This window comes from Actinomadura rifamycini DSM 43936, assembly GCF_000425065.1.
GTDB lineage: Bacteria > Actinomycetota > Actinomycetes > Streptosporangiales > Streptosporangiaceae > Spirillospora > Spirillospora rifamycini.
Map to the genome: position 1 here is coordinate 364,093 of NZ_AULB01000003.1, position 26,453 is coordinate 390,545.

Consider the following 26,453-nt stretch of genomic DNA (forward strand, 5'->3'; position numbering starts at 1 on the left):
AGGCCGACCTCGCCGCGCCGGGAGGAGATCGGCGCCGGACTCCTCCCGTACCCGTCCTCCTGGGGCCGCGAACCGGCCCGCCACTCCATGATCGTTCTCTGATCATCACCGGTTGGGCCGCCGGACGGCCGCCGTCCACTCCGGGGAGCCAGGATCCTCTGCGGCCCCCCGCCTCCCCGGAGTACGCGCATGAGCCCGGCCCTGCCCCCGCCCACCCGCCGCACGTTCCTCGCGATGACCGGCGTCAGCGCCGCCGCCTTCGCGCTCGGCACCGGACAGGCCGCCGCCGGCGAGACCGTGGGCGGCAGGGTCCCGTCCGACCCGTTCGCGCTGGGCGTCGCGTCCGGCGACCCGCTGCCCGACGGCGTCGTCCTGTGGACCCGGCTCGCCCCGGACCCGCTCGCCCCGGACCCGCTCGCCCCGGACGGGCACGGCGGCATGCCGGCGCGCCCGTACTCGGTCCGGTACGAGGTGGCCGAGGACGCGTCGTTCCGCCGCGTCGTGCGGCGCGGGCAGGCCGTCGCGACGCCCGAGCCGGCGCACTCCGTCCACGCGGAGGTCCGCGGCCTGCGCCCCGGCCGGGAGTACTTCTACCGGTTCCGCGCGGGCTCGGAGCTGAGCCCGGTCGGCCGCACCCGGACCGCGCCCGACCACCGGACGACGCCGTCCGGGCTGCGGTTCGCGACCGCGTCGTGCGCGGCCTGGTACCACGGGCACTTCACGGCGTACGAGCACATGGCGGCGGAAGACCTCGACCTCGTCCTGTTCCTCGGCGACTACATCTACGAGTACGGCATCACCGCGGACAACCTGTGGCGCGGGGGCGTCCCGCTGCCCGCCGCGGAGCACGCCGTCGAGACCGAGACGCTCGAGCAGTACCGGCTGCGCTACTCGCTCTTCAAGAGCGACCCGAACCTCCAGGCCGCGCACGCGAACGCGCCCTGGCTCATCACCACCGACGACCACGAGGTGCAGAACAACTACGCCGACGACTGGTCGGAGAAGGGCGTCCCGCCGGACGACTTCCTGCGCCGCCGCGCCGTCGCCTACCGCGCCCTCTACGAGAACCAGCCGCTGGTCTACGGCGCGCGCTCGTCCCGGTTCGAGACCGGGCCCGACACCCTCGTCGGCAAGAGCGTCTACGGGTCGTTCGTCCACGACCGGATGGGCGGCGCGCGGCAGGACTGGCACTACCGCGTCGTCACGGTGGACGCCTCGGGCCGCCGCAGCCGTCCCTCCGCGGCGCTGCGGGCGCACAGCACCGAGTCGGTGACCGTGTCCGGCACGGCGCTCGCCACCGTCGGCGGGTTCGACCACCGGTCGCTGGAGCCGGCGCTCGCGCCCAACGGCTACGCCCGGTACCGCGACCGGTTCGATCTTCGCCCGCCGACCGGTCGCGAACATCATTCTCAGTTTTCGAGAATACGGATACCATCCGAGCGGACCCGCCGGCCGGTCGGCACTGTCCGCGCATATAGCATCCGGTCGGAGCCACGCGATTGGAGTACGCGCATGTCCGCGAAGTCGATCCTGCACGTTGTCACCCGGCCCGCGAGCCCGGAGGTGGCCGACGAGTACAACCGCTGGTACGAGGACGTCCACATCCCCGAGGTCCTGGCGCTCGACGGCTTCGTCTCCGCGCGCCGCTACGCCCCCACCAAGGACGGCGACCCGTACGTCGCGGTGTACGACATCGAGGGCGACGCCAAGGCGGCCGTGAAGCGGCTGAACGCGGCCATGGGCGACGGGTCCATGAACCTTTCGGACAAGATCCAGCTCGACCCGCCGCCGCAGATGCACGTCCTCGAACTCGTCAAGGAGCTCGACGCCTGACCGGCTCCCTCCCCGGCGCGGACGCCGCCGGCGGCACCGCCCGCCCGGCGTCCGGCCGGGGCCGCGATCGGAGGACGCGCATGCCGAAGAGGACGATCCTGCACGTGGAGTCCGGGCCGGCGGGCCCGGATGTCGCGGACGAGTACAACCGCTGGTACGACGAGGTGCACATCCCCGAGATGCTGGCGATCGAGGGCATCGTCGCCGCGCGCCGCTACGCGCCCGTCGACGGCGACACCTACATCGCCCACTACGAGATCGAAGGCGATCCCGAGGCCGCCATGGCGCGGCTGCGGGCCGCCGCGGCCGACGGCGCCATGCGCCTGTCCGGCACCGCCCGGACGGACCCGCCGGCGCGGATGCTCCTCATGGAACTCGTCGTCGACCGGGCCGCCCCGCCCGCGTGACCGCCCCGTCCCCGGACGGGCCGGACGCCCGTCAGAGCTCGTAGTCCTCCGCGAGGTCGTCCCACGGCAGATCCACCACCGCGGCCGTCACGGACTCGACGGTCGGACCGGCGATGTCGTCTTGGAACCAGACCACGTCGAGCCACGACCGGTGGAGGACCTCATCGAGGTCCGCGGCGATGCGCGACGAGTCGAAGAAGCCGACGCAGCACACCGGCGGGAGCACTTCCACCGGGCCGAAGGACAGGGGCCTCTCGTCCGGGTAGGGGTTCGTGCGCGGCGGGTCGATCAGATGGACGGGCGGCGCCGTGCGGTACCGGAACTCGCGGCGCTCGCCCAATGACGTCAGTATCCGATCGTTCATCGAAGGGTTCGGGTAGCCCTCCAGCAGACCGCCGTACGTGGAATGGATCTGCAACCGGTCCAAGCCGATCTCACGACCCGAACCGAGCCGTATGCGCGCCAACGTCATGATCCGCTCATGGCACCGCGATGCTCCGCCGAACCCGGCTTCCCGCGCTTCGGGATTTGTCGGTGGCGGTTGGTAGCACTGCCTCAGCGGGCACCGATGGAGTGACCGACGGCTCACGTGGCAGGAGTTCCCATGCGCACCCTGATCAGCACCGCGTTCGTCTCGCTCGACGGGGTCATGGAGGCCCCCGGCGGCGAGCCCGGCTACCGCAACTCCGGCTGGACGGTGAAGGACGTCGACTTCGTCGAGGACGCCTACGAGCTCAAGGCCCGCGAGCAGGAGGAGGCGGCCGCGATGATGCTGGGGCGGGTCAGCTACGAGGCGTTCTCCGCCGTCTGGCCGTCGATGACCGCCGAGTTCCCCCGCTACAACACCATGCCGAAGTACGTCGTCTCCACGACGCTCGCCGAGGACGACCTGGTCGGCGATTGGGGCGACATCACGATCCTGCGGTCCCTCGACGACGTGGCGGAGCTGAAGAAGACCGACGGCGGGCCGATCATCGTCCACGGCAGCGCGCGGCTGAACCGGAGCCTCGCCGACGCCGGGCTGATCGACCGCTACCACCTGCTGGTGTTCCCGCTGCTGCTCGGCGCCGGGAAGCGCCTGTTCAGCGACACCGACAAGGACACGCAGAAGCTGCGGCTCGTCGAGCACGAGGTCTACTCCAACGGCATCCAGAAGAACATCTTCGACGTCGTGTGAAGGGGAGCCGTGCGAGTCGGCGTCGCGCGGGCCGCGGGCGGCATTCGGCCCGCGGCCCGCGGCGGCTACTCCAGCGTCGCGAGGTCGACCAGGACCTCTGAGACGATCACGGGGTCGAGGTCGCCGAGGAGCGGGGCGGCCGGGTCCTCGACGCCGTCTCCCGCCCACCACCAGGCGTCGAGGCCGGTGACGACCTGCACGCGCCGGATCCGCTGCTCGGGGTAGTAACCCGGCTCGCCCGCCGCGATGCCCGGGTCGAGCTCCACCGCGAGGTACGCCTTCTCCCCGACCGGCCGGAAGATTCCCGGCTCGATCCCGCTCTCCTGCGGGGACGTCCGCTCCCAGCCGTGCCGCGCCAGCCGCAGCACCGCCCCGAACGGCACCGTGCGGCCCTCGAACCGGACCAGCCGCCGCGCGGCCCGCTCCCGCTCGTCCGGCACCGCCACCGGACGTCCGAGCTGCGGGAACGGCTGCAGGATCCCGTAGTCGGCGAACACCTCCGACCACGCCGGGACGTCGAGGTGCAGCGGGTGCGCGACGCCGACCGACACGTCCGCCGGGAGGGTGTACACGTCGTCCCGGACGGTCGCGAAGGTGCCGTCCTCGGCGACGCGGAACGCGTCGGCGTCGGCCGTCCAGACCAGCCGGGCCGCGAGGTGCCGCATCAGCGGGTGCCCCGCCACGAACGTCCGGAACTCCTCCGCCGTCCAGCGGCGGCCGGTCGCCATCGCCGCCTCCAGCCGGACGATCTGGTCGGCGGCGACCGTGCGGGCGTCCTTCTTCAGCGCGGCGAACCGCCGGTGCGCGGCGGGCGCCAGCTCGGGGTCGTCCTTCGCGCCCGGCTTGGGGAGCGTCTTGCGAAGCTTGCCGCTTTCATCCGTCACATACGGTTTGAGCTGCTCGTCGAAGCCGACGGTGAACCGGCGCGGGCCGTAGTCCAGCGTCAGCGTCCCGTCCGGGCCGAGGCCGAGGTCCGGGACGAGCCGGTCGGCGAGTTGCCCCTCGGTGAGGCCGCGCCGCCGCGCCGCGTCCAGCAGCGCGAGCCGCGCGTCCTCGCGGGCCCCGCCCGGGAACGACCGGCGCGTCATGAGGTTCAACTGCTCCAGCGCGGCGTCGGTGCCGATCCGCGCGAGAACCTCCACCACCTGGTCGGCCTTGGCGCGCTTGCGCGCCGCGGTCCACTCCCGGACGAGCGGCGCCGCGGACCGCGCCGTCCCGTCGTCCCCGAGGTCGCCCAGCCGGGTCAGCACCCAGCCGTGGCCGTTCGGCTCGTCCGCGGCGCGCCACGCCTCGAAAACCGCCCAGGCGAGTTCCGGGAGCCCGGTGCACGCCGCGCGGACGCCGTCCAGATCGGGCTCCGGGAGCATCAGCAGCTTGACGAGGTTGCCGAACGCGGCGTCGTCCAGGGCGCCCGCGGCGGTCGCCGGGCGGGGCAGCGACGCGGCGTCCAGCCAGCGCGGGATACGCGGCTCCTTGACCGGGACGACGGGCCCCCCGGCGGCCACCAGCTCCGCCACCGCGCCCGCCGCCGCCTCGCCGTGGACGCGCGCCGCCTCGACGACCGCGTCCCGGCCGTACTGCTCCGCGACCAGCCGCAGCCCGGCCGCGGCCCGGTCCCGCGCCGCACGGGCCGTGCCGAGCGCGTCCGGGACGAGGTAGGGGACGGCGTCCGGCCCGTGCCGCAGCAGCCACCGCCGCGCGGTCTCGCCCGCCTTCTTGAGCCGGACGAGCCAGTCGGCCATCAGCCGCGCGACCTCGGCGTCGAGGTAGGGAAGCAGCGCCTCGCCGAGGTCCGCGGGGCGCTTCCGGGCCGCCCGGAGCACCAGATCGCGCACCCGCACGCCGAAGTGGGCGACGAGCGGCGTCATCTCGTAGTCGCCGAGTCCGTCCAGGTTGGGGGTGCCGTACGGGGACGGCTCGTCGGCGCGTTCCAGCCACAGCGGGAGCAGGTCGCCGAACGCCCGCTCCGGGCCGATCACCAGCTCCTTCGCCTGGTGGCGGAAGTCCGTCTCGCCCGACAGGAACCGCTCGCGAGCGTCGTCCCAGAACGGATGATCGTCCGGGCGCTTCACGAATACCAGCAGCGAAGCCCGCTCGCGCCAGCCGTCCTGCTCGTTCTCCTCCCACCTGAGCGGGCCGGGCTCCGGCGGAGTCAGGCCGGGGACGGGGGCCGGAGCGGTCGCGGCGCCGCGCGCCCGTGACCAGGGCGGTTCGGCGAGCACGCGCGGGAGAGCGGGGGGAAGATCGTCCATGGCGCCCACCGTAGGGGCGGGCACCGACAGCGGCCGGCCCCGCACCCAGCGACAGGCGGCCGGTCTCCCCACCGCCGCCGATGGCGATAGAACGTGCTCTTCCACGAGCCGTCCAGCCCAGCGCCGTCGCCGAGCGAGGTGATCGGCGTGCCCGATCGGTTCCCGCCCGTCCGCCCGACGTTCAGTGCGCGGCGGTCCCGCGGTAGCCGATGGGCCCTTCGTTGACGCGCTGGTAGTAGCCGAGGAAGCCCGCGGCGCCCGGCTCGAACGCGACGGACCCCGAGTTCTCCCGCTGGTCGCGCCAGGTGATCCGCTCCACCGGCGCGCCGCCGTCCGCCACGAGCAGCCGCAGCTCGCCGGAGGTGTGCCAGCGGCCGCCCCAGCCCTCCTGCGTGCGGAACCGGTGCAGCGGAGCGCCCTGGACGCCGTCCGGGTACTCCCAGCGGTCCGCGAGGCGGCCCCGGAACTCGGCCAGCCCGCCGTCCGGGTCGCGGCGGTAGCCGTGGAAGTCGGTCATCGCCGACTGGAAGCTGATCGCCGCCTCCGCCCCGTCCGCGGCGCGCCACGACACCTGCGCGGGCAGCGCCTCCTCACCGCGGTCGATGTGGACCAGCAGCCTGCCCGCGGGCGTCCAGCCGGGCGCCCCCGAGGCCGAGCCGTGCGCCTGCCGTTCGGTGGTGAACGCGAACACCGAACGCCGCGCGGACGCCGCGGCGAGCGCCCGCTCCGACCGGTCCCGCTCGTAGACGGAGTCGACGGTGATCCGGTACAGCCACAGCATCGTGCGGGCGTCCACGCCGCTGCGCACCTGCACCTGGTTCCGTCCCGGCCGCAGCCACCGGCCCGGGACGGCGAACACGCAGGTCTGCGGCAGGTCCCCGCCGCCGGGGATCGTCATCTGCGCCACCAGCGGCTCGCCGTTGACGAGGATGCTCAGCGGCGCGTACCCCGGCGACGGCCCCATCTTGGACACGAGCGCCGTCACCTTGAGCGTCGCCTCCAGGATCTCCTCGCCCTCCTCCACCGCGAACACGAACCCGACGGACCCGCCCGCTTCGAGCTTGAGGTGGCTCCCGCCGAACACGCAGCCGCGGTACTCCGCCTCGCCGTTGGCCAGCAGTGCGGGATCGCTGGAGAAGTCGGCGAACGTGGGCTGCATGGGGCGCTCCTCGGAGACGGCGGCGACGATCGGTCCCGAGGATCATTCAGCATCAGGACGACATCCGCGGCGTCGGTCGCGCTCCCGCCGCTCGCCGGGAACGCCCGGTGCAGGACGGGGAAAATGTCGGTCACCCGTCCTCCTCGGGCAGCAGCGCCCACACGACCTTGCCGCCGCCCGCGACCGGCTGCGCGCCCCAGTCCTTCACGAGCGCCCCGAGCATCGCGAGGCCCCGCCCGTCCTCGCTCAGGACGCCGACGTCCCGCACCTCCGGCATCGCGTCGCACGCGTCCAGCACCTCCACGACCGTCCCCCGGTCCGCGAGCATGAGCCGGACGGTCGCCGTCGCGCTGCCCGTGTGCCGGACGACGTTCGTGACCAGCTCCGACACGACGACCTTCGCGATGTACGCGTCCCGCCCCCACGCCCCGAGCGTGTCCCCCACCCAGTCGCGAGCGGTCTTCACCGCTCCCACGTCCGCCGGCACGACGATCGACGCCGGAATCCCACGGTGACCACCTCCGAATTCAGTGACTCACCGCACAGATTCCACTCCGAGGCGTAGCGTGACCGGCAAAGCGCTGCAACACACTCAATCTGGTGTCAGGCAGTTCCAGGAAGGTGTCACATGGCTACTCGAAGGCCGACCCCGCATACCCGGACATTCGGCGCGCAAGTCGGCCGCCTTCGCCAAGAAAGCGGCCTCTCGCGGCTGGAACTCGCCGAACGCATGGCGGTCAGCCGGAGCTACATAGCTCAGGTCGAGAACGGCACCACGCGATGCCGCCAAGACTTCGCCGAGCGCCTCGACGACGCACTGGCGACGGGCGGCACCTTAAGCGATGCCTGGACGAAGCTTTTGCAGTCCTCGCCGTACCCGAAGTTCTTCGCCGACTTCCCTGAAGCCGAAGCTTCAGCCGCGCTACTGCGCGTCTACCACGAGACCTTCGTCTACGGTCTGTTTCAGATCGAGGAGTACGCCCGGACGCTGCTGCCCGCAGACAAAGATTTCGAGGGGCGCATGCGTAGACAGGCAATCTTGAAGCGGAGAGACGATCCCCCGACCGTGTGCGCCATCCTCGGCGAGTCGGTCTTGCACAGGGAGGTCGGCGGTCCTCAAGTGATGCGCAAACAGCTCAATTTCCTGGTGGAGGTGTCGCACTGGGATAACGTCGCACTGCAGATCGCACCCACGGCCTACTATCGCGGTGTCAGCGGATCTTTCGACCTCCTCTCTCAAGCGTCCGGCGAGGAGTTGCTCCACCTGGAGACCTCCAGAGGAGGCATCACGTCGAGCGAGCGAAGCGAAGCGATATCTTAGGGATCGCTACGGCGTTCACGCTCCTGCAGGCGCAAGCGCTGAACGTCAGCGAGTCGCGCGAAACCATACGGAAGGTTGCGTTGGAGCGATGGAACAGCCCACCTTAAAGTGGCGGAAAGCTCGTCAGAGCAACGACCACGGCGGTTCCTGTGTGGAGTTGGCGGGACTAGCGGACGGCGTGGGAGTGCGGGACTCCAAGGACCCGGACGGCCCCAGGCTCGTTCTCAACCGCAGTGCCTTCCGCACGCTCTTGAACGAACTCAAGCAGCGCTGAACCCACGCCCCGGCCGCACCCGGCCGGGGCTCTGGCCCCACCCCCATGTCCCGCTTACGCTCGACTCATCGTCGGCAACTCGCGAGGACGGGCCAGCATGGACCCCATCACCTGGCGCAAAGCCACCCCAAGCAATGAGCACGGCGGCAGTTGCGGCGAAGTCGCCCGCATCTCCCCTGAGCAGTGGCGCGTGTCCCACTACAGCGACGACAAGGGCGGCGCTTGCGTGGAGGTCGCGCGCATCGCCCCCGGCCAGTGGCGTAAGGCTGAGCAGAGCAACGACCAGGGCCACGAGTGCGCGGAGCTGGCAGCGTTGTCGGGCGGCGTGGGCGTACGGGACTCCAAGGACCCGGACGGCCCCAAGCTCGTCCTGAACCGCAACGCCTTCCGCTCCCTCGTGAACGAACTCAAGCAACGCTGAGCGTTGGCCCCGGCCGCACTCGGCCGCCGAGGTTAGATCGTTGGCGGCCGTGACGACGGAGGGCCGGTCGGGTCGCTGAGGGCCCGACCGGCCTCGCACGCAAGGTCGACGTCAGCCGCCGTTCGGGCTGTTGTCGACCTTGAAGTTCATCTGGACTTTACCGCCGTTGACCGACGTCACGGTGGCCGTCACGCCGTACTGCTTGCCGTCCGCGGCGAGCTGGCATCGCACGGTGGCGCCCACCCGGGCCGCGAGGTCCTGACGGCAGATGAAGGCGTCAGGCTGCTGGCCCACCTGGGCCGCCAGGGCGGCTTTGCCCTGGCGGGCGACCTCCGCCTTGTCCACCGTCCCCGCCCCGCCACCGGAACTCGGCACATCGGTGGGCTGGACGGGCTGAGTGGAAGGCGCGGCGGACGGGGCGCCCCCGGGAGCGTCGTCGACCTTGAAGCCCATCTTCACGTTGTCGCCGTCGACCGCGGTCGCGGTCGCCGTCATGCCCAGCTTTCTGCCGTCCACCGTGAGTTCACAGCGTACGGTCGCCCCCACCTCTGCTTTGAGGTCGTCTTTGCAGGTGACGTCGTCGGGCTCTCGCCCGACCTGCTCCCCCAGAGCCGTTGCGGCTTGCTTGGCGACCTCGTCCTTGCTCACCGCTTCCGAGCCGCCCACGCTGAATGAACAGCCTGCGGCGAACAGCGCCGCCAGCATTCCCGCTGCGGCTCGATGGGCCATCCGGCTCCGTGTTGCTTGGCGCATTGGCCCCTCTTTGCTACTTGTGCGTCGTTTGTCCAGCTTGGACGCGACCGTGGATCCTCCGGTTCCGCGGCGATCTTCACTTCCGTCGCCCCCGTCCCGCCGATCCGGCCTTCCTCGCAGCGACTCCGCCGCAGCGGTGGCCCTCACCGAAGACGGGGGCCTCCCCGGCGGGCGGTCAGTTGATGACGAGCATTCGGATGAGGACCAGGGCGATGGCGGCGTCGCGCCACAACGGCGATGTCTCCGGTTCGACTCGCAGTACCCACCGGCCCCGTTTCTTGGCGGCGGTGGCGACCGGCCTGCCGGCGGCGTCGGACAGCCCGAGCGTCAACACGTTGCGGCCCTCGACCGGCCCGGCGAATGCGATGACGGTGCCGGCGCCGTCCAGCAGGCGGTACGCGTGAGCCCGCCCGGGATCGGTGCGGACCAGGATCGACGGGGCGCCCGACGGGGCCAGCAGCACATGCTCGGGATGCAGGCCACGGTCCGAACGGTGCTCCACATGCATCAGCGGCCGTCCGGCGGTGTCCGCGATCGTCTCGAACCGGTGCAGGCTTTCCCTCGAGGCCAGTGCGGGCTGCGCGCGGTCCGTGCGGGGACGGCCCGGCAGCTCCAGGTAACGGTGGCCGGGCGGGGGCTCCGGCCCGATACCGACGGGGACGGCGTACGAGGAGCCGTCGGGGCGGCGCACCCCGTCCCGCGACGAGATTACGAAAATGTCGCCCGGTGCGGCCTGCAGGGCCTCGGAGAGTTTCCGGGCGGGCAGCACGTACCTGCGGCGAACCCAGGCGAACACCGTGATCGGGATCAGTGTCAGGGCCCCGGTCACCACCGGAAGCGGCCACGCGCGGTCCCACCCGTTCGCGTAAGGGCCCATGGGCCCGATGCGCACCGGAACGGTCTCCTCACGCTGTTCGCCGCTCAGCCCGTAGATCTGGCCCGCACCGCGTTCGCCGTCCCCGGTGCGCCAGGTGCCGTGGCAGGTCACCCCGGTGAACCGCCCCGACCCGTGCCGCTCGCACCGTTCAACGGTGGCGGAGGCCCGCTCGCCGTACGCGAACGTGTACGCGTAAACGGCCGGCCAGAAACCCCACACGGCGAAGACGGCGACGAGGGAACAGGTGAAGAGATGGCGGCGCATGGCCATCTGACGTGGTCAAAGGGGTGTGGGTTCACCGGAGTATGCGGGGAGGGAGGGCCGTTCTGGGCGCGGTGGCGTAGGACGGAGGTCCTCGCCCGCGCCGCCGACCTGATCCTCGACCGGTAGGGGCCGCGGGCATATGTCGCCGACGGTCCGGTGGGGCCGTTGTCGGTTCTTCACGTTTTCCCGGACGGCCCGTCGCCGGTTCGGTCGCCGATCTGCACTGGTCGATCCGGGCGTCCGCCGCGGATACGGCGGGGTATTGACCGCCGCCGGGGGCCCGGATTAGCGTCCCGAGAAACCGATAGGAAAGTTTCCTATCCACTGGAGATCCGATGGCCCGCTCCCCTCCGCCGCCGGTGGACGCGGCCGCGCCCGATCGGACGCCGCGGCCCGCACCGTCGGTCACGTCCCCGCCCCGCGCCACGGCGCTCCCAACCTCCGTGACGCGGCGGAAAGCCACCCCTCGCAAGACAAGGACCCCCCGCATGAAGAAATCGACACGCAGGTTCACGGCCGTCGCGGCCGGGATCGGCATCGCCCCGCTCGTCGCGGTCGTCCCGGCGAGTTCGGCGTTCGCCCACGGCTACGTCTCCGCCCCGATGAGCCGCCAGGCGCAGTGCGCGGCCGGGATCGTCGACTGCGGCCCCATCAAGTGGGAGCCGCAGAGCGTCGAAGGGCCGAAGGGGCTGCGCAGCTGCAGCGGCGGCAACGCGCGCTTCGCCGAACTCGACGACGACGGCAGGCCGTGGCAGGCCGCGAGCGTCGGCCGCACGACCACGTTCACCTGGACGTTCACCGCGCGGCACCGCACCTCGACCTACGAGTACTACGTCGGCGGACGGCGGGTCGCGGTCGTCGACGGCCACGGTCAGCAGCCGCCCGCCACCGTGACCCACACGGTCGACCTCGGCGGCGTGAGCGGACGGCAGAAGGTGCTCGCGGTGTGGAACGTCGCCGACACCGCCAACGCCTTCTACGCCTGCATCGACGTGAACGTGCGGTGACGCCCGGTTCCGGCGCCCGGTGGGCGACCGGGCGCCGGAGCCCGCGGAACCACGCACCGGCGGCCGTCCGCAGGGAAAGAGATTGCGTGCGGGGAATCGGCTGGGGTAAGCACGGCTCATGGCCTGCCGCATCACAGAACTCGTGTTGGACTGCCGCGACCCCGAGGAACTCGCCCGATTCTGGTGCGAGGTGCTCGGCTACGTGGAGCTGGACAAGGAGGACGGCGTCATCGAGATCGGCCCGCCGGAGGGAACCGGCGACCGACTGCCCACCCTGGTCCTGAGCCGCAGCGACGATCCCCGCAGGGGCAAGCTGCCGCTGCACCTCGACGTCAACGCCACCGACCGCGACCAGGACGCCGAACTCGAACGCCTCCTCGCCGTCGGCGCGCGGCACGCCGACGTCGGCCAGACCGGCGACGAGTCGTGGCACGTCCTCGCGGACCCGGAGGGGAACGAGTTCTGCCTGCTCCGGCGCCGCGTCGACGGGTAGCGCGACCGATCGTCGGGCGGGCGTCCACCGATCGGCGGACGCGCGGATCCACCGTCGCGGCCGCCTCGCGGGCGATCCCGGCAGCCGCGCCCGGCGCGATGCTCGGGGCATGGAACCACGACGGCCCGCCGCGCTCACCGCCACCGGCCTCCGCAAAGCGTTCGGCGACCACGTCGCGGTCGACGACGTCGACCTGACGGTGCCCGCCGGATCGTTCTACGGCCTGGTCGGCCCGAACGGCGCGGGCAAGACTGTCGCCGGATTGTGACACTTCTTCCTGCTCGGCGGGGGTTTCTCCCGGCGAGGGCTTAACCCTACGGGGCGCGACTGCGCGGTGACTGAGGGGCGGTCTGCTAGCCTCGCTCGGCTCCGGGCGCCGCTTGCGGCTGCCCGCCGACCGCCCGGGAGCAGACCGCCTAGGAGTCCTCGGACAGCGCCGTGCAGTCGCGCCCCGAGCGCACGCTGAGCCACAGAATCCCCGACCACGCGCCTAGAGCAGTCCGCGGGACGGTCGTCACCCGGCTGGACATGATCGCACGTAGTTTGCAAGCAGAGCCCTACGCCGGAGGCGGGTCGTTATAAGGGGTGGGGGTCGGGGTTGGGTGGGAATCAAAACATCAGCGTGGCGCACGTGGCGAGCCACGCACCCCTGCGATGAGCGGGCGTTCAGGTGGGGCGCTTGCTCCGCTTGCCTCCTGTCTTGATCGGTTATGACCGGGTGTGGTCGGGGGCTGGCGGCACACGGGAACGGGGTGCGAATGGGCGAGGTGCGGGTGACCTTCAACGGTCCTCAGCGGTTCGACGCGGTGACGGTCACCGAGATGACGGTTCAGGCCGATCAACTGGTGTCGCTGCATCGCGGTCAGCAGGTGCTGAATGTGACGGCGGAATCGGTGCGGACGCTGGAGACCGGGGATGGTGCGGGCGGGCGGCTGGAGCGGCTGCGGACCAAGCATCCCAATCACGGCAAGCCGTGGACGGCGGACGAAGACGCGCAATTGACGGCGCGTTTTCGTGCTGGTGCGCGTCCGGCGGAGCTGGCGGAGGAGTTCGGGCGTAGTCGCGGGGCGGTGCGGTCGGCACTGCTGCGGCTGGGCTTGGTGGAGCGGGCTGCTCCTGAGCGGCCGGTCTAATGCGGTCTTGGTCGTTTCGGGAGGGGTCCCGCAGCGAGATGAATATGCTTCCGCCATGTCGTCGCCGGACAAAAAACTCAGGCCGCCGCCCAGCGTGATCGCTGTCGTGGTGATCTTTTCGATTCCCGCCGCTCTGATCTTCGTCTTTATAGTCGCGATGGTGGTTTTCGCGATTATCGACCGAGAGCCGGGTGTGCTGTTGTTCGCTGTGATGGGGCTCGTCGTGGGGCTCTTTCCGGGGATGGTGGCGCATGGGCTCTGGCGGGGCTACCGGGGTTCTAGGACATGGGCACTGGTTGTGGGCGTGTTGAGTGTGCCGCTGGGGATCGCGATCCTGCTGCTGATGACGACCAGGCCAGCAAAGGAGTGGTTCGGTCTGCCGACGTCGACGGATGTGCGCTTCCCGCAGAGTGATTAGCCAGGCGTGGTGTAGGGGTGCTGAGCACCTGGCGCTCGCATCCTGTCTGCGGGCTGATCATGACCTCGGCGTAAGCGCGGCTGCCGGTCGCGTAACTCGCGCGGTTCGCTGATGAGGAGCGGGCCGGGGTGCGCTGGGTGCGCGTGGCGGCGGGCGGGTCGGCGGGAGGGTCGTCACGGCGTCGGAGGGCCGACCGAGTGGGGTAGGGGCCCCGCTCGGTTCGTGCCCGTCCGTGCATCTACGACAAGCTCGGCGTGCGCGACCGCGCCGCCGCCGTCGGCGAGGCGTACCGCCGCGGCCTGCTCGGCTGACGCGCCGGCGCGTCAGCCGTCGAGCGGCCCGCGGCTCGGCGGTGTGCCGGTCCGGGCGTCCGCCGGGGCTCGTCAGGAAAGCGACGGCGGCCGCGCGCCGCTGCGGGGCGCGGTCACCGGCGGCTCACCATCGCGTTGATCCAGACGGGCGCGTAGGGGGACGTGCAGCCCGGGGAGGTCGGGTAGTCCTTGAGCACCTCCAGGCGCTCGCCGATGCCGATCGCGCGGGCGCGGTGCTCGGCGTGCTCGATGCCGATGTGGCTCAGGCACTCGTTCATCGCCCACTGCAGGCGCTCCGGGGCGTCCTTCATCTCCGCCTCGATGACGTCGAGCAGGCCGGGCAGGTCGAGGCCCTCCGGCTTCTTCCGGACGCGCTCGCCGGTCAGCGCCCACCCGGCGCTCGCGACGACGGGGTCCGGGTCGGCGAGCCAGGCCGGGCGCAGCTCCTCCGCGTGCCGGCTCTTCTTCACGACGTAGTTCACGAGCCAGTCGTGCACCTTCGGGGTGCGCGCCTCGCGCAGCATGGCGTCCAGCTCGGCGCGCTCGAACGCCTTGGGGCGGCAGACCAGCAGCGCCAGCAACCGCGCCGCCGTGTCGCCCGTCGCCCAGAGTCCGCGCGCGAGATCCTGCTGCGACTTCACCCGCTTCGCGATGGCGCGCAGCGCGCCCAGGTTCACGCCGTGATCGTCGCCGTGCCGCTCGTTCACCGCGCGGATCCTCGGGTCCTCGAGCGCGGCCAGCTCGGCCATCACCCCGGTCAGCGTCGCCTCGGCCACCGCGGCCTCCCGTCCGTTCGCGTGCGGTCCCAGCCTACGGTCCGGTACGCGGCGGGGGGCTCTCGGCGGCCCACGCGGTAGAAGTGCACGCGCGAGTTGGCGGTGACGTCCGCCCGGTGCGCGCCAACGACTTCGTTGCGTCGCGTACGCATCGGGACGAACGCAGGCCGTTCGGGTGCGACACAATTGACGGGTGCCTAGAACGGTGGACAGGGAGGCGCGCCGCCGCGACGTCGCGGACGCGCTGTTCCGCATCGCCGCGCGGCAGGGGCTGGGCGGCGTCAGCATGCGCACGGTCGCCGCCGAGGCGGGCTTCTCCCTCGGGGCGGTGCAGCGCTACTTCACGACCAAGGAGGAGATGCTCCGGTTCGCGTTCGACCAGGCGGTCGCGGCCGCCCGTGCGCGGCTGGCCCGGGTCCCGGGCGGCACCGGCGGCGACTCCGTCCCCGACCTGCTCCGACGTGCACTGCTGGCGTTCCTCCCGGCGGACGAGCGGGGCCTGACCGAGGCCCGCATCTGGGCCGCGTTCTACGCCGAGGCCGTCGTCCGCCCGTCCTTCGCCGAGGCGCTCGACGAGATCGACGCCGAGGCGCGCGCGAACCTCCGGGCGGCCTTCGCCCGCGGGCAGGAGGCCGGCGGCTTCCCGCGCGACCGCTCCCCCGAGGAGCTGGCCGACCTGGTCCTCGTCCTGCTGGACGGCCTGTGGTGGAACGCCGTGCGGCGGCCCGCCGGGGTGCCGCCCGCCGCGCAGCGCAGCATCGTCGACACGGCGGTCGCGCTGCTCACCGCGTCCCCCCGGCAGACCGCCCCGCACTGACGCCCGGGTTCAGGGCGCGACGCCGCCGAGGCGGGCGCACAGCTCCCAGACGGCGTCGCAGGCGCGCTCGTCCAGGACGCTCGCCGGCCACGGCACGCGCCTCGCCTTCGCGTCGACGTAGACGCCGCTCACACCCTCCATCTCCGGGCTGGACGCCAGGTGGACGCTCGACCGCGCGGCCTTGGCGATGTCGTTCAGCAGCCGGGGCCCGAGCAGCCGGAGAACGGGGACGACCGGCCGGTAGGCGTACGGGAACGCGGCGGAGGTCGTCGCCCGGTTGCCGGGCGTGTAGGCGTGCCCGGGGTAGGCGACGTTGACGCTGACGCCGTCCACGGCGGCGAAGCGGCGGCTCATCGCCATCACCGCGGTCTTCGCGTGGTTGTACTGGGAGAACGTCCAACCCAGGTAGCGCTTCTCCCCCTGGAGGTTGCCCGGGTCGAGCGGGCCGCCGGGGATGCCGCCGGTGAGGTTGACGACGCGCGCGGCGGGGGCGGCGCGCAGCAGCGGCAGCAGCAGGCACGTCAGCGTGTAGGGCGCGAGGACGTTCGCCGCGAACGTCGTCTCGACGCCGTCCGCGGTGAGCGTGCGCGGCGCGGTCATGCCGCCGAGGTTGTTGACGAGCACGTCGAGCCGGTCGTGCCGGGCGCGCACCTCGGCGGCGAGGGCGCGCAGGCCCGCGAGCGTCGACAGGTCCGCGGTCACCGCGGCGGCCGAGGGGCCGAGCTCGCGGGCGGCGGCGTCCGCACGGTCCCGGTCGCGGCCGACCAGGACCACCCGCGCCCCCAGCGCGGCGAGGCTCCGGGCCGTCTCCTTGCCGATCCCGCCGGTGCTTCCCGTCACCAGGACGGTCTTGCCGTTCATCGCACTCTCCTTGTCACCGAGTGACATGTTTGTCTTAGCATGCCATGAAGTATCCTCGGTGCGTGAGCGGGGAGCGGGTTTCGGGACTGCGGGAACGGACGCGGCGCGCGGTGCGGGCCGAGCTGGCGGAGCTGGCGATCGGGCTGTTCGTCGAGCGCGGCTACGAGGAGACGAAGGTCGAGGACGTCGCGGCGGCGGCGGGGCTGTCGAAGCGCAGCTTCTTCCGCTACTTCCCGTCCAAGGAGGACGTCGTGTTCGGCGACGTCGAGGAACTGGCCGACGAGGTCGCCGCGGCCGTCCGGGCGCGTCCGGCGGAGGAGCCGCCGTGGACGGTGCTGCGGATCGTCCTGCGCGAGCGGGAGGAGCACATCCACGCCGCGCAGCGGGATCCGGCGGTGCTGCGGCTCATCGAGTCGACGCCCGCGCTGCGCGCGCGCCTGCACCAGCGGCGGGACGCCATGCGGGGGCGGATCGCCGCCGCGCTGCGCGAGCGGCCGGGGGCCGGGCTCGACGCGTTCGCCGCCGACCTGCTCACCGGGTGCGCGGGCGCCGCACTGGACGCCGCGGGCCGGGAGTGGCTCCGTCGCGGCGGCGACGTCGACCGCGGCGAGCTGGTCGACCGGGCGTTCGCCGCCCTGGCGCCCGTCCCCTGACGGCGGCGGCGCGCGGGGGGGCGGAAAGGGCGATCCCCCGGTCGCCGGAGGCCGGCGGCCGGGGGATCGGCGGGGCGCCCATGCGGGGCGGGCGGCCCGGATCAGTACACGATCACGCCGCGGAGGTTCTTGCCGTCGAGCATGTCCTGGTAGCCCTGGTTGATCTCGTCGAGCGTGTAGGTGTTGGTCATCAGCTCGTCGAGCTTCAGCTTCCCGTCCTCGTACAGGCGCAGCAGGCGCGTGATGTCGCGGCGCGGGTTGGAGTTGCCGAAGATGCAGCCCACCAGTTCCTTGCGCTGCATCGCCAGGTCGAACAGGTTGAGCTTGACGTCCTCCTGGACGATCGGCGCGACCGCCGTCACGACGCCGCGGCCGCCCTTGGCGACCATCCCCATCATCGGCTGGACGAGCTCGCCGGTGGCGACGCCGGTCGTGAGGATGACCTTGTCGGCGTTCGCGCCCCAGGTCATCTCCGCCAGCTTGGCCGCGGCCTCCTCCATGGACGACGCCGCGTGCGTCGCGCCGAAGGTCTCCACGGCGGCCTGGGCCTTCCAGGCGACCGGGTCGACGGCGATGACGTGCCGGGCGCCCGCCATCGCCGCGCCCTGCACGGCGTTCATCCCGATGCCGCCGAGGCCGATCACCACGACGGTCTCCCCCGCCTGGACGTTCGCGGCGTTGACGGCCGAACCCCATCCGGTGGTGACGCCGCAGCCGAGGAGCGCCGCCTTGTCCAGCGGGATCCACGGGTCGATCTTGATGCAGGACGCCTCGTTCACCACGGTGTACGGGGCGAACGTGCCGGTCAGGCACATGGTCCCGAGGTCCTCGCCCTTGGCGGAGTGGTGCCGCGACGTGTTGTCGCTGATCTGCCGCCCGCCGAGCAGGATGGACCCGTAGTCGCACAGGTGCTGGCGTCCCATGGCGCACGACGGGCACCGCCCGCAGGACGGGATGAACGACAGGACGACGTGGTCGCCCTCCTGCAGGGACGTGACGCCGGGGCCGACCTCGACGACCTCGCCGGCGCCCTCGTGCCCGCCGACGCACGGGAACTGGCTCCAGCCCATCAGCTCGGCGATCTCGGGGTCGAGGACCATGTCACCGGTGCGCAGGTGCTCGTCGGAGTGGCACAGCCCCGCCGCCGTGAGCTTGACCTTGACCTCTCCCGCCTTCGGATCATCGAGCTCGATGGTCTCCACACTCCAGTCGGTGCGGGGTTCCCTCAAGATTGCCGCTCGCGTCTGCACTGGCGCCTCCTCCGATCCGGGCCCTCTGACCGACGCGCCGGGCGCGGGGCCACGGCGCCCCCGGTAACTAGACGCTTATGACTTTAGCGAATTTTGCCTAGAATGTCGTTCGGTCGTACACTAGAATTGGATTATCTTCGAGCCCCGTTATGACCCGGTGGTCATACGCCTCGCGCGAGCCGGTCCGCCAGGCCGTCCGGGACGAGCGCGTGCTCGGCGATCAGCTCGGCCAGGTGAGGGTACTCCCCCGCGGGCGGCGCGTCGAGGATGTCCCCCGCGACGTCCTCCACCTCGCCCTCGGCCTGGAACGGCAGGCCCGACTCGGTCAGCACGAAGCCGTGCACGGCCTGACCGGCCGCCCGGCCCGGCGGGCCGGGCGGGCGGGCGCTACCGCGTCGTCCGGACGAACGCGGCGGCGCGGCCCGGCGCGTCCGGCTCGGCCCACGCGCTCACGAACGCGCCGCCCGCCGCGACCAGCCCCATCTGCTCGCCGAGGAAGTACCCGCGCGGGCTCGCCTCGTCCGGGATGCGCGGGGCCTTCCGCATGTCGAAGGACGCTTCGGTCAGCCGCGTCTCCCGCCACGCCGCCGCCGGGTCCGCGCAGGACCCCGTCCGGGCGGGGCGGCACGTCGCCAGCCAGCGGTCGGTGCGCAGCGGCGCCGCGGCGTCGTCGTGGCGGAAGTCGGAGTAGGAGACCGCGACGGTCCCCCGGCGGCCCACCTCGACGGAGACCGTGAACGCCTGCCGGTTCGGAACCGGCACGGACGCGGGCGTCCGGTTCGCCTGCACGGGCTCCGACCAGGTGCGGCCGCCGTCGCCGGACGAGACCAGCGCCACGCCGTCGGCCGCGCCGCCGTTGAACCGCGCGTCCTGCCAGGCGGCGTACAGCCGCCCGGTGCGCCGGTCGACGGCGACGTCGGACAGGATGCTCGTCGTGTGCGAGACGTCCTCGCCCGACACCGGGTCCCGGATGAGGACCGTCGTGTCCATGTCGCCCACCTTCCGCGGCGCCGACCACGTCTCGCCGCCGTCCGCGGACCGCACGACCTGCACGGTGTACTCCGTCAGCCCCGGGCCGCCGCCGAACCGGACGTGCGTGTGGAAGTCCAGCAGCGTGCCGTCGTTCAGCGCGACCAGCCGGTGCCCCGTCACCATCGTCCCCTCGGCGGACGCCACGGTCACGCGGGGCGCCCCCCACGTCCGTCCGCCGTCGGCGCTGCGGGCGATCCAGCCGTCGTTGCTCGTCCGCGCCTCCGCCGGGAAGCGGGCGCCGGCCACGTACAGGACGTCCGGGTCGCGGGGGTCGGCGACGGCCCCGCTGCCGTACACGCCGCCCCGCGCGGGGTCGTCCTCGTGCGCGACGAGCGCCGGGCGCGTCCACGTCCGGCCCCCGTCGTCGGAGCGGACCGACAGCGCCGCGGACTCCGCGTAGTCGTCGGTGACGACCCCGCCCGTCACGACGAGCCCGCCGTCGCGGGTGAACGTCACCGCCGGGTCGTCCACGTAGTCGAAGCGCCCGCCGGAGCAGCGGGTGAGGCCGGGCACGACGGACCGCGTCCAGGTGCGGCCGCCGTCGCGGGAGACGGCGACGACCGCGCCGCGGTGGCGGTCCTGCGGCCACACGGCGGCGAGGCGGCGGGGGTCCGACGGGTCGGCCGCCAGGGCGGGCTCGACGGCCCCGGCGGCCATCTTCCCGTCGATCGCGCCCGCGGCGCAGCCGGCGAACGGGCTCGGGCCGGACAGCCGTTCCGGGCCGGGCCCCCGCACGGCGGCCGCGGCCGTCCCGGACAGGGCCAGCGCCGGGGCCAGGAGGGCGGTGAGGACGAGCGGCAGAGGTCGCATGGTCGACTCCTTCCGAAAGGGTGCGGCCATCGTCCGCAGCCGGCACCGCCCCGGTCGTCCCCCGCCCGGCGCAACCGCCCGTACCCCGCCGGGCGCACCCCGGACCCGCGGCCGTACGCCGACCGCCGGCCACGTATCGTTACGGTCCATGACCGAGTTGCGGGGCGCGTCCGTCGTGCTGCGCCCGACCGTCGCGGAGGACGTCCCGGCACTGGCGGCCGTCCGCGCCCGGCCCGAGGTGCGCGCCCGGTGGGGCGGCGGCGACGACCTGGAGGCCGACGTCGCGGCCGACCTGCGGGACCCGGACCTCACGCTGTTCACCGTCCTGCTGGACGACCGGATCGTCGGCATGGTCCAGTGGTACGCCGAGGACGACCCGGACTACCGGCACGCGGGCATCGACCTGTTCCTCGACCCCGCCGTCCACGGCCGGGGCCTCGGCACCGACACCGTCCGCACGATCGCCCGGCACCTCGTCGACGACCGCGGCTTCCACCGCCTCGTCATCGACCCGGCCGCCGACAACGCCCCCGCCGTCCGCTGCTACGCGAAGGTCGGCTTCCGGCCGGTCGGCGTCATGCGGCAGTACGAGCGCGGCCCCGACGGCACCTGGCACGACTGCCTCCTGATGGACCTCCTGGCGGACGAGCTCGTCCGCTGAACCGCGAAAGCGTCAGTACGCGGGCCAGGTGAGGTCCTTGACGCGGCGGAGGGTGAGGGTCGTCTCCACCGACCCGACACCGGTCAGCGCGCCGAGCCGCTCGCTGAGATAGCGGTACAGGTCGGCGGTGGTGCGGCACAGCACCAGCACGGCGAGGTTGGCCCGGCCGGTGACCGCGGCGGCGAACCGCACCTCGCGGTGCTCCGCCACCGCCCGTCCCGTCTCGGCGAGCGCGTGCGGGGCGACCGTCAGCCAGCACATCGCCTCCACCGCCTGCCCGAGCGGCTCCCGGTCGTACTCGACGGCGAAGTACAGGACGCCCGTGGAGCGCAGCGCCTCCAGGCGCCGCGCGACCACGGCGGCGGACAGGCCGGTGGCGGCCCGCAGCTCGCCGATCCCGGCGCGGCCGTCCCGCCGCAGCGCGGCGAGCAGCGCCTCGTCGGACGCGTCCAGGGCGACCGGGCCCGCGGCGGGCGCGGCGGGCGGCGGGCGCAGCGCGGCCTCCTCGGCGGGGGTGAGCGCGTCGGTCTTGCGGAGCCAGCCCATCGGGCCGCCGAAGAACGGGTGCAGGATGCAGTGGGCGCTGACCGAGGTGACGCGCGGGGTGCGCTGCAGGCGCTCCAGCAGCAGCTCGTCCCGCTCGCGGCGGCTGCGCGGCAGCATCGCGCACATCACCTCGGTGCCGCCGGACAGCAGGTCGACGTACTGGGTGTCGGGGCGCCGCGCGAGCGCCGCCGCCAGCCGCTCCGCCACGTTGGGGGTGCAGCCCAGCCGGACGATCCACGCGTCGCGGCCCAGCCGCGCGTCGTCGGCGACGCCCGTCACCCGGAGCCCCGCCGCGGTCCGCAGCCGCCGGAACCGGCGGGCGACGGTCTGGTCGGAGACGCCCAGCGCCTCCCCGATGCGGCTGAACGGCGCGCGGCCGTCCAGTTCGAGTGCCTGGAGGAGCTTGCGGTCGAGCGCGTCGACCTCCTGGGACGCCATGGCCCTCCTGGACGGGAAACGGGCAGGTCACACGGCCGCGTCGGCCTGCTGGACGGTCTCATCGTAGGCCGGGCGCGGACGGCGCAGCAGGACGGCCGCGGCCGCGGCCGCGACGACCAGCAGGACCGCCGAGACCGTCAGGCACAGCCGCAGGCCGCCGAGGAACGCCTCCGCCACCGCGCCCAGCACGGGCCCGGTGTCGGCGCCGAGGTCGAGCCGCGCCGCCGCGCCGAGCCCGCCCGCCTCCACGGCGGCCTCGACCTGCTCGGCCCGCGCGCCGGTCACGCCCGCCGCGGCGAGCCGGCCGGGCAGCTCCCCGGTCGCCCGGACGGTCAGCAGCGCGCCGAGCACGGCCGGGCCGAGCGCGGCGCCGAGCTGCCGGAACGCGTTGTTGCCCGCGGCGGCCATGCCCGCCTGCCGCAGCGGCACCGCGGCGACGGCGGTGCCGGTGATGCACGGGAACGCGATGCCGAGGCCCAGGCCCAGCAGCGCGAGGCGCCAGGCCACCGACCAGAACGACGTGTCGACGCCGACCGCGGTCAGCGCCAGCAGCGCCGCCGCCGCCAGCAGCATGCCCGCCGTGATGAGGACGGACGCCGGCACGTGCCGCATCACCCGTCCCATCACGACGCCCAGCACCATCGACACCACGTTGACGATGACCATGCGGACCCCGGACTCCAGCACGCCGAGCCCCTGCACCATGCCGAAGTACAGGCTCAGGACGAAGAAGAACCCGATCAGCCCGAGGAAACCGATCATCGCGACGAGCGCGGACCCGGTGAACGCGGGGCTGCGGAACAGCGACAGGTCCAGCATCGGTGCCGCGCCGCGCCGCTCGATCACGACGAACGCGGCGGCCGACACGGCGGCGAGCGCCAGCGCGGCGATCGTCCGGGGGTGCGCGAACGACTCCGCGCCGCCCTCGATCACCCCGTACACCAGGGCGGTGATCGCCACCGCGGCGGTCGCCTGGCCCGGCCAGTCGAGGCCGCGGGCCTCCCGGACGCGGGACTCGTCCAGCAGGCGGGCGGCGGCCGCCATGGCGGCGAGCGCCACCGGGATCGTCGGCGCGAAGATCCACCGCCAGTCCGCCACCCGCAGCAGCGTCCCCGCGACCAGCGGGCCCACCACCATCGCGCCCATCATGCAGGCCGTCCACAGGCCGATGTACCGGCCGCGCTCGCGCGGATCGGGCACGGCGTGGCCGATCAGCGCGAGCGTCACCGGCAGCAGCGCGGCGGCGCCCGCCCCGGCCAGCGCCTGCCCGGCCCACAGCACCTGGACGGACGGCGCGCACAGCGCGACCAGGGCGCCGAGCGCGCACAGCGCCAGGCCCGCCTGGTAGACCTTCTTGCGGCCGTGCACGTCGCCGAACACGCCCGCGGTGAGGATCAGCGCCGCGACCGGCAGGACGAACGCGTCCTGCACCCAGGCGAGCTGCGCGGTGGAGGCGTGCAGCGCCCGCTGGATCTCCGGCAGGCTCACCGCGACGGTCGTCACCGGCAGGTAGGCGACGAAGACCCCGGCGCAGGCGGGCGCGATCACGGCGCCCGCCGCGCGCCGTCCGGTCCCCCGACTCGAAACGTTCAACGAACCCTCCCGGGCGGCGCGCCGCGCCGCGGTCGACGTGTGACCGCGTCACTCTGCCGGGCGCCGCCTCCCGCCGGTGAACCGGCGGGCCGGGCGCCGGGGAGATCCGACACCCGGGGCCGGTTCGTCCGGGATTTTCGACACCGGCGGCGGGACGCCGGAGGGCCGCGCCGCCTCCTACCGGCTGAGGTTCTGGTAGCGGCGGACGGCCAGGGGCAGGAAGACCGCCGTGATGACGATCGGCCAGACGATCGCCATCAGCAGGGCGTTCTGCTCGATCCAGGTGTCGCCGACCGCCGCCGGGTTGCCGAACAGCTCGCGGGCGGCGGTCACCGTCGACGAGACGGGGTTCCACATCGCGACCGCGCCCAGCCAGTCCGGCATGAGGGACGGCGCGACGAACGCGCTCGAGATCATCGCGAACGGGAACGCCACCGCGAACAGGCTCCCGGCGGCCTCCTCGTTCGGGATCAGCAGGCCCAGCAGGATGCCGATCCAGATCAGCCCGAAGCGCAGCAGCAGGAACAGGCCGAACGCGGCGAAGGTCGGGAGGAGCCCGCCGTCGGCGCGCCACCCGATCGCCAGCGCCGTCAGGAACAGCACGAGCAGGTCGAGGCACGCGCCGATGAGGTCGCCGACGCCGCGTCCGGTGACGACCGCGGACGGCGCCATCGGCATCGACCGGAACCGGTCGGTGACGCCGCGGGTGTTCTCGTACACGACGGCGTACGCGGTGTTCATGAACCCCATCGCCATCGTCATGCCGAACATCCCCGGCATGAGGAACTCGCGGTAGTCGCCCCCGCCGGGGACCGACATCGCGCTGCCGAACACGTACCCGAACAGCAGCACCGAGACGATCGGGAAGCCGAGCTGCCAGGCGATGTTGCTCGGCTGCCGGACGTAGTGGGTGAGGCCCCGCAGGACGATCGTCCAGCAGTCCGCGAAGGCCCAGTAGAGCCGGTCGCCGAGGGTCTCGTCGGCGGTCCTGTCCCGGACGCTCACGTCCGCGCCCCTTCCTTCGTCGTCGTGGTCCCGGTCTCGCTCTCGTCGTCGGCCGGGTGCCCCGTGAGCCGCAGGAACACCTCGTCCAGCGTGGGCCGCCGCAGCCCGATGTCGGCCACCGCGACGCCGTCGTCCTGCAGGGTCCGGGCGGCCTCGGTCAGCGCGGCCACCCCGTCGGCCACCGGCGCGTGCACCCGCGCCGTCGCCGGCTCGACGCCCGGCTCGGCGGCGGTGACGCGGGCGACGACGGCCGCCGCCGCGGGCAGGTCCGCGGGGTCGCGCACCACCACCTCGATCCGGTCCGCGCCGACGAGCCGCTTCAGCCCGTCCGGGGTGTCGTCGGCGATGACCCGCCCCCGGTCGAGGACCGCGATGCGCCCGGCGAGCCGGTCGGCCTCGTCCAGGTACTGGGTCGTGAGCAGGACGGTCGTGCCCTGCTCGACCAGGGACCGCACCGAGTGCCAGACCTCGTTGCGGGCGCGGGGGTCGAGCCCGGTGGTGGGCTCGTCGAGGAACAGGACGTCCGGCGCGAGGATCATCGCGGCGGCGAGGTCGAGGCGGCGGCGCATCCCGCCGCTGTACTCCTTGATCCCCTTGTCGGCGGCCTCGACCAGGTCGAACCGCTCCAGCAGCTCGTCGGCCCGCGCCGCCGCCCGGGCGCGCCCCAGGTGGAACAGGCGGCCGAACATGCGCAGGTTCTGCCGTCCCGTCAGGACCTCGTCCAGCGCGGCGTGCTGCCCCGCCAGCCCGATCCGGCGCCGCACCCGCCGGGGGTGCGCGGCGACGTCGACCCCGGCGACCTCGGCCCGGCCGCCGGTCGGGCGGACGAGCGTGGTCAGGATGCGCACGGCGGTGGTCTTCCCGGCCCCGTTCGGCCCGAGCAGGCCGTAGACGGTGCCCGCCGGCACCGCGAGGTCGAAGCCGTCGAGCGCGCGTTTGTCTCCGTAGTGCTTGCGGACCCCCTCGCAGAGGATCGCGTTCTCCGGCATGCTTTCTCCCGCCACTTCGCGTATCACGTACGCTAATTTGCGTACACAATACTCGAAGGGTTCGGCGACGCAACCGGTTTTCGCGCGGCCCGGAGCGGTAGCGTCGGTCCCCGGCAGCACCGCACACGGGAAGAGCAGGACGAACGATGACGACCGCCCACGGCGACCACAGCGACCCCGAGCGCAGCCTGAAGCTGCTGTGGGACGACCGCGCCCGGCCGCCCCGCGGACGTCCGCCCGCGCTCACCCTCGACGCGATCGTCGCCGCCGCCGTGGCCACCGCCGACGAGCTGGCCGGCACCGAGGGCCTCCAAGCCCTCACCATGCGCGCCATCGCCGCCCGCCTAGGCGTCGGCACGATGTCGCTCTACCGCTACGTCCCGGGCAAGGCCGAACTCCTGGACCTCATGCTCGACCGCGTCATCGCCGACTACGAGCCCGACCCGGACGACGGCGGCCGCGGCTGGCGCGAGGTCCTCGCGGCCGAGGCCCGCCACCGGTGGCGGCTGTGCATGGACCACCCCTGGTACCCGTTCGTCGACCAGAGCCGCTCGATCCTCGGGCCCAACTCGCTGCGCGGCCTCGACCGCGTCCTCGGCCTGCTCCGGCGCCGCGGCATCGAGGACCGGTCGCTGATGATGATGGTCGGCGCGCAGAGCGACTACGTGATGGGCGTGGCCCGCAGCTACCTCAACGAGCGCCGCGCCGTGGAGCGCACCGGCCTCAGCGCCGAGGAATTCTGGGCCGCGCAGGCGCCCACCCTGGAGAAGGCGATGCTCAGCGGCCGCTTCCCGACCATGGCCGCCCTCGACGAGGACACCTTCGGCTGGTCCTACGAGGAGCTCTTCGAGTTCGGCCTGAACCGCCTGCACGACGGCTTCGAGTCCTACTTCGACGAGCACGCGGACTGACGCCGCGCCTC

At 73.1% G+C, this 26,453-nt stretch carries 30 protein-coding genes; 15 read left to right on the forward strand and 15 right to left on the reverse strand.

The features are described 5' to 3' along the window. Positions 1-189 precede the first annotated feature (189 nt). Positions 190-1,833, forward strand: a complete 1,644-nt coding sequence (locus tag H505_RS50870; RefSeq protein WP_051300012.1) for an alkaline phosphatase D family protein — start codon at positions 190-192, stop codon at positions 1,831-1,833. Positions 1,834-1,913: 80 nt separating this feature from the next. Beyond that, entirely contained in the window at positions 1,914-2,240 is a 327-nt protein-coding gene (locus tag H505_RS0101515; RefSeq protein WP_026400549.1) for a DUF4286 family protein, read from the forward strand. Between the two features lie 31 nt (positions 2,241-2,271). Here H505_RS0101515 and H505_RS0101520 read toward each other — a convergent pair whose 3' ends face one another. After that, positions 2,272-2,712, reverse strand: coding sequence for a hypothetical protein (locus tag H505_RS0101520; protein WP_026400550.1), 441 nt, complete (start codon positions 2,710-2,712; stop codon positions 2,272-2,274). Positions 2,713-2,844: 132 nt separating this feature from the next. Here H505_RS0101520 and H505_RS0101525 point away from each other — a divergent pair, with 132 nt between their 5' ends. Next, on the forward strand, positions 2,845-3,417 hold the full coding sequence (locus H505_RS0101525; RefSeq protein WP_026400551.1) for a dihydrofolate reductase family protein: 573 nt from the start codon (positions 2,845-2,847) through the stop codon (positions 3,415-3,417). Between the two features lie 65 nt (positions 3,418-3,482). Here the strand turns inward: H505_RS0101525 and H505_RS39265 are convergent, their stop codons facing one another. The 3 genes from H505_RS39265 to H505_RS0101540 all read right to left on the reverse strand — a co-directional run bounded on the left by H505_RS39265 (position 3,483) and on the right by H505_RS0101540 (position 7,315). Then, entirely contained in the window at positions 3,483-5,669 is a 2,187-nt protein-coding gene (locus H505_RS39265; protein WP_157432854.1) for a DUF4132 domain-containing protein, read from the reverse strand. A 181-nt stretch (positions 5,670-5,850) separates the two neighbouring features. Next, a complete protein-coding gene (locus H505_RS39270; RefSeq protein ID WP_051300016.1) occupies positions 5,851-6,828 on the reverse strand; it encodes a hypothetical protein in 978 nt (325 codons plus the stop codon). Between the two features lie 130 nt (positions 6,829-6,958). Beyond that, positions 6,959-7,315, reverse strand: a complete 357-nt coding sequence (locus tag H505_RS0101540) for an ATP-binding protein (RefSeq protein ID WP_051300017.1) — start codon at positions 7,313-7,315, stop codon at positions 6,959-6,961. Between the two features lie 141 nt (positions 7,316-7,456). Between H505_RS0101540 and H505_RS0101545 the strand changes: the two genes are divergently transcribed. The 3 genes from H505_RS0101545 (at position 7,457) to H505_RS39275 (ending at position 8,844) form a co-directional block, all read left to right on the forward strand. Further along, positions 7,457-8,149, forward strand: a complete 693-nt coding sequence (locus H505_RS0101545) for a helix-turn-helix domain-containing protein (RefSeq protein WP_084549709.1) — start codon at positions 7,457-7,459, stop codon at positions 8,147-8,149. An 88-nt stretch (positions 8,150-8,237) separates the two neighbouring features. Continuing rightward, positions 8,238-8,423, forward strand: coding sequence for a DUF397 domain-containing protein (locus H505_RS48670; RefSeq protein ID WP_084549711.1), 186 nt, complete (start codon positions 8,238-8,240; stop codon positions 8,421-8,423). A gap of 97 nt (positions 8,424-8,520) precedes the next feature. Beyond that, positions 8,521-8,844 carry a DUF397 domain-containing protein gene (locus tag H505_RS39275; protein ID WP_034516133.1) on the forward strand — a complete coding sequence of 108 codons (324 nt, stop codon included), beginning with the start codon at positions 8,521-8,523 and terminating at the stop codon, positions 8,842-8,844. Between the two features lie 111 nt (positions 8,845-8,955). Here H505_RS39275 and H505_RS0101555 read toward each other — a convergent pair whose 3' ends face one another. Then, the gene (locus H505_RS0101555) at positions 8,956-9,549 is read right to left on the reverse strand and encodes a DUF4333 domain-containing protein (protein ID WP_233617676.1); all 594 of its coding nucleotides are present in this window, start codon (positions 9,547-9,549) and stop codon (positions 8,956-8,958) included. Positions 9,550-9,772: 223 nt separating this feature from the next. Next, positions 9,773-10,744: a hypothetical protein gene (locus tag H505_RS0101560; protein WP_026400555.1), complete on the reverse strand. Its 972-nt coding sequence runs from the start codon at positions 10,742-10,744 to the stop codon at positions 9,773-9,775. 482 nt (positions 10,745-11,226) lie between these two features. Between H505_RS0101560 and H505_RS0101565 the strand changes: the two genes are divergently transcribed. The 5 genes from H505_RS0101565 to H505_RS0101585 all read left to right on the forward strand — a co-directional run bounded on the left by H505_RS0101565 (position 11,227) and on the right by H505_RS0101585 (position 13,789). Continuing rightward, complete coding sequence (locus H505_RS0101565) at positions 11,227-11,745, forward strand: lytic polysaccharide monooxygenase auxiliary activity family 9 protein (RefSeq protein ID WP_026400556.1); 519 nt, start codon at positions 11,227-11,229, stop codon at positions 11,743-11,745. Between the two features lie 118 nt (positions 11,746-11,863). Beyond that, positions 11,864-12,238, forward strand: a complete 375-nt coding sequence (locus H505_RS0101570; RefSeq protein WP_026400557.1) for a VOC family protein — start codon at positions 11,864-11,866, stop codon at positions 12,236-12,238. Between the two features lie 109 nt (positions 12,239-12,347). Next, positions 12,348-12,506 carry an ATP-binding cassette domain-containing protein gene (locus tag H505_RS48675; protein ID WP_482146143.1) on the forward strand — a complete coding sequence of 53 codons (159 nt, stop codon included), beginning with the start codon at positions 12,348-12,350 and terminating at the stop codon, positions 12,504-12,506. A 490-nt stretch (positions 12,507-12,996) separates the two neighbouring features. Further along, positions 12,997-13,371 carry a helix-turn-helix domain-containing protein gene (locus H505_RS39280; RefSeq protein WP_034516135.1) on the forward strand — a complete coding sequence of 125 codons (375 nt, stop codon included), beginning with the start codon at positions 12,997-12,999 and terminating at the stop codon, positions 13,369-13,371. A 55-nt stretch (positions 13,372-13,426) separates the two neighbouring features. Then, positions 13,427-13,789, forward strand: coding sequence for a hypothetical protein (locus tag H505_RS0101585; protein WP_026400558.1), 363 nt, complete (start codon positions 13,427-13,429; stop codon positions 13,787-13,789). Positions 13,790-14,213: 424 nt separating this feature from the next. On the opposite strand, the gene H505_RS0101590 is transcribed toward H505_RS0101585, so the two are convergent. Further along, the gene (locus tag H505_RS0101590) at positions 14,214-14,849 is read right to left on the reverse strand and encodes a DNA alkylation repair protein (RefSeq protein WP_211238384.1); all 636 of its coding nucleotides are present in this window, start codon (positions 14,847-14,849) and stop codon (positions 14,214-14,216) included. Positions 14,850-15,069: 220 nt separating this feature from the next. On the opposite strand from H505_RS0101590, the gene H505_RS0101595 reads away from it, so the two are divergent. Further along, positions 15,070-15,693, forward strand: coding sequence for a TetR/AcrR family transcriptional regulator (locus H505_RS0101595; protein WP_026400560.1), 624 nt, complete (start codon positions 15,070-15,072; stop codon positions 15,691-15,693). Positions 15,694-15,702: 9 nt separating this feature from the next. On the opposite strand, the gene H505_RS0101600 is transcribed toward H505_RS0101595, so the two are convergent. After that, positions 15,703-16,554, reverse strand: a complete 852-nt coding sequence (locus tag H505_RS0101600; protein ID WP_026400561.1) for an SDR family NAD(P)-dependent oxidoreductase — start codon at positions 16,552-16,554, stop codon at positions 15,703-15,705. Positions 16,555-16,616: 62 nt separating this feature from the next. Here H505_RS0101600 and H505_RS0101605 point away from each other — a divergent pair, with 62 nt between their 5' ends. Then, positions 16,617-17,207 (forward strand): TetR family transcriptional regulator, encoded by a 591-nt coding sequence (locus tag H505_RS0101605; RefSeq protein ID WP_026400562.1) that lies wholly within the window; start codon positions 16,617-16,619, stop codon positions 17,205-17,207. Between the two features lie 101 nt (positions 17,208-17,308). Here the strand turns inward: H505_RS0101605 and H505_RS0101610 are convergent, their stop codons facing one another. The 3 genes from H505_RS0101610 to H505_RS0101620 all read right to left on the reverse strand — a co-directional run bounded on the left by H505_RS0101610 (position 17,309) and on the right by H505_RS0101620 (position 20,299). Further along, positions 17,309-18,457, reverse strand: coding sequence for an NDMA-dependent alcohol dehydrogenase (locus H505_RS0101610; RefSeq protein WP_026400563.1), 1,149 nt, complete (start codon positions 18,455-18,457; stop codon positions 17,309-17,311). Between the two features lie 161 nt (positions 18,458-18,618). Continuing rightward, positions 18,619-18,801 (reverse strand): hypothetical protein, encoded by a 183-nt coding sequence (locus tag H505_RS0101615; protein ID WP_026400564.1) that lies wholly within the window; start codon positions 18,799-18,801, stop codon positions 18,619-18,621. 43 nt (positions 18,802-18,844) lie between these two features. Then, positions 18,845-20,299, reverse strand: a complete 1,455-nt coding sequence (locus H505_RS0101620) for a sialidase family protein (RefSeq protein ID WP_026400565.1) — start codon at positions 20,297-20,299, stop codon at positions 18,845-18,847. A gap of 148 nt (positions 20,300-20,447) precedes the next feature. Here H505_RS0101620 and H505_RS0101625 point away from each other — a divergent pair, with 148 nt between their 5' ends. Then, a complete protein-coding gene (locus H505_RS0101625; RefSeq protein WP_026400566.1) occupies positions 20,448-20,960 on the forward strand; it encodes a GNAT family N-acetyltransferase in 513 nt (170 codons plus the stop codon). A 12-nt stretch (positions 20,961-20,972) separates the two neighbouring features. Here H505_RS0101625 and H505_RS0101630 read toward each other — a convergent pair whose 3' ends face one another. The 4 genes from H505_RS0101630 to H505_RS0101645 all read right to left on the reverse strand — a co-directional run bounded on the left by H505_RS0101630 (position 20,973) and on the right by H505_RS0101645 (position 25,531). Beyond that, positions 20,973-21,944: an Lrp/AsnC family transcriptional regulator gene (locus H505_RS0101630; protein ID WP_026400567.1), complete on the reverse strand. Its 972-nt coding sequence runs from the start codon at positions 21,942-21,944 to the stop codon at positions 20,973-20,975. Between the two features lie 27 nt (positions 21,945-21,971). Next, a complete protein-coding gene (locus H505_RS39285; RefSeq protein ID WP_051300019.1) occupies positions 21,972-23,537 on the reverse strand; it encodes an MFS transporter in 1,566 nt (521 codons plus the stop codon). 177 nt (positions 23,538-23,714) lie between these two features. Further along, the gene (locus tag H505_RS0101640; protein ID WP_026400568.1) at positions 23,715-24,542 is read right to left on the reverse strand and encodes an ABC transporter permease; all 828 of its coding nucleotides are present in this window, start codon (positions 24,540-24,542) and stop codon (positions 23,715-23,717) included. After that, positions 24,539-25,531 (reverse strand): daunorubicin resistance protein DrrA family ABC transporter ATP-binding protein, encoded by a 993-nt coding sequence (locus tag H505_RS0101645; protein WP_026400569.1) that lies wholly within the window; start codon positions 25,529-25,531, stop codon positions 24,539-24,541. Before H505_RS0101645 ends, H505_RS0101640 begins: the two co-directional genes overlap by 4 nt. Positions 25,532-25,677: 146 nt before the next feature. Here H505_RS0101645 and H505_RS0101650 point away from each other — a divergent pair, with 146 nt between their 5' ends. Next, complete coding sequence (locus H505_RS0101650; RefSeq protein WP_026400570.1) at positions 25,678-26,442, forward strand: TetR/AcrR family transcriptional regulator; 765 nt, start codon at positions 25,678-25,680, stop codon at positions 26,440-26,442. Positions 26,443-26,453: the final 11 nt, after the last annotated feature.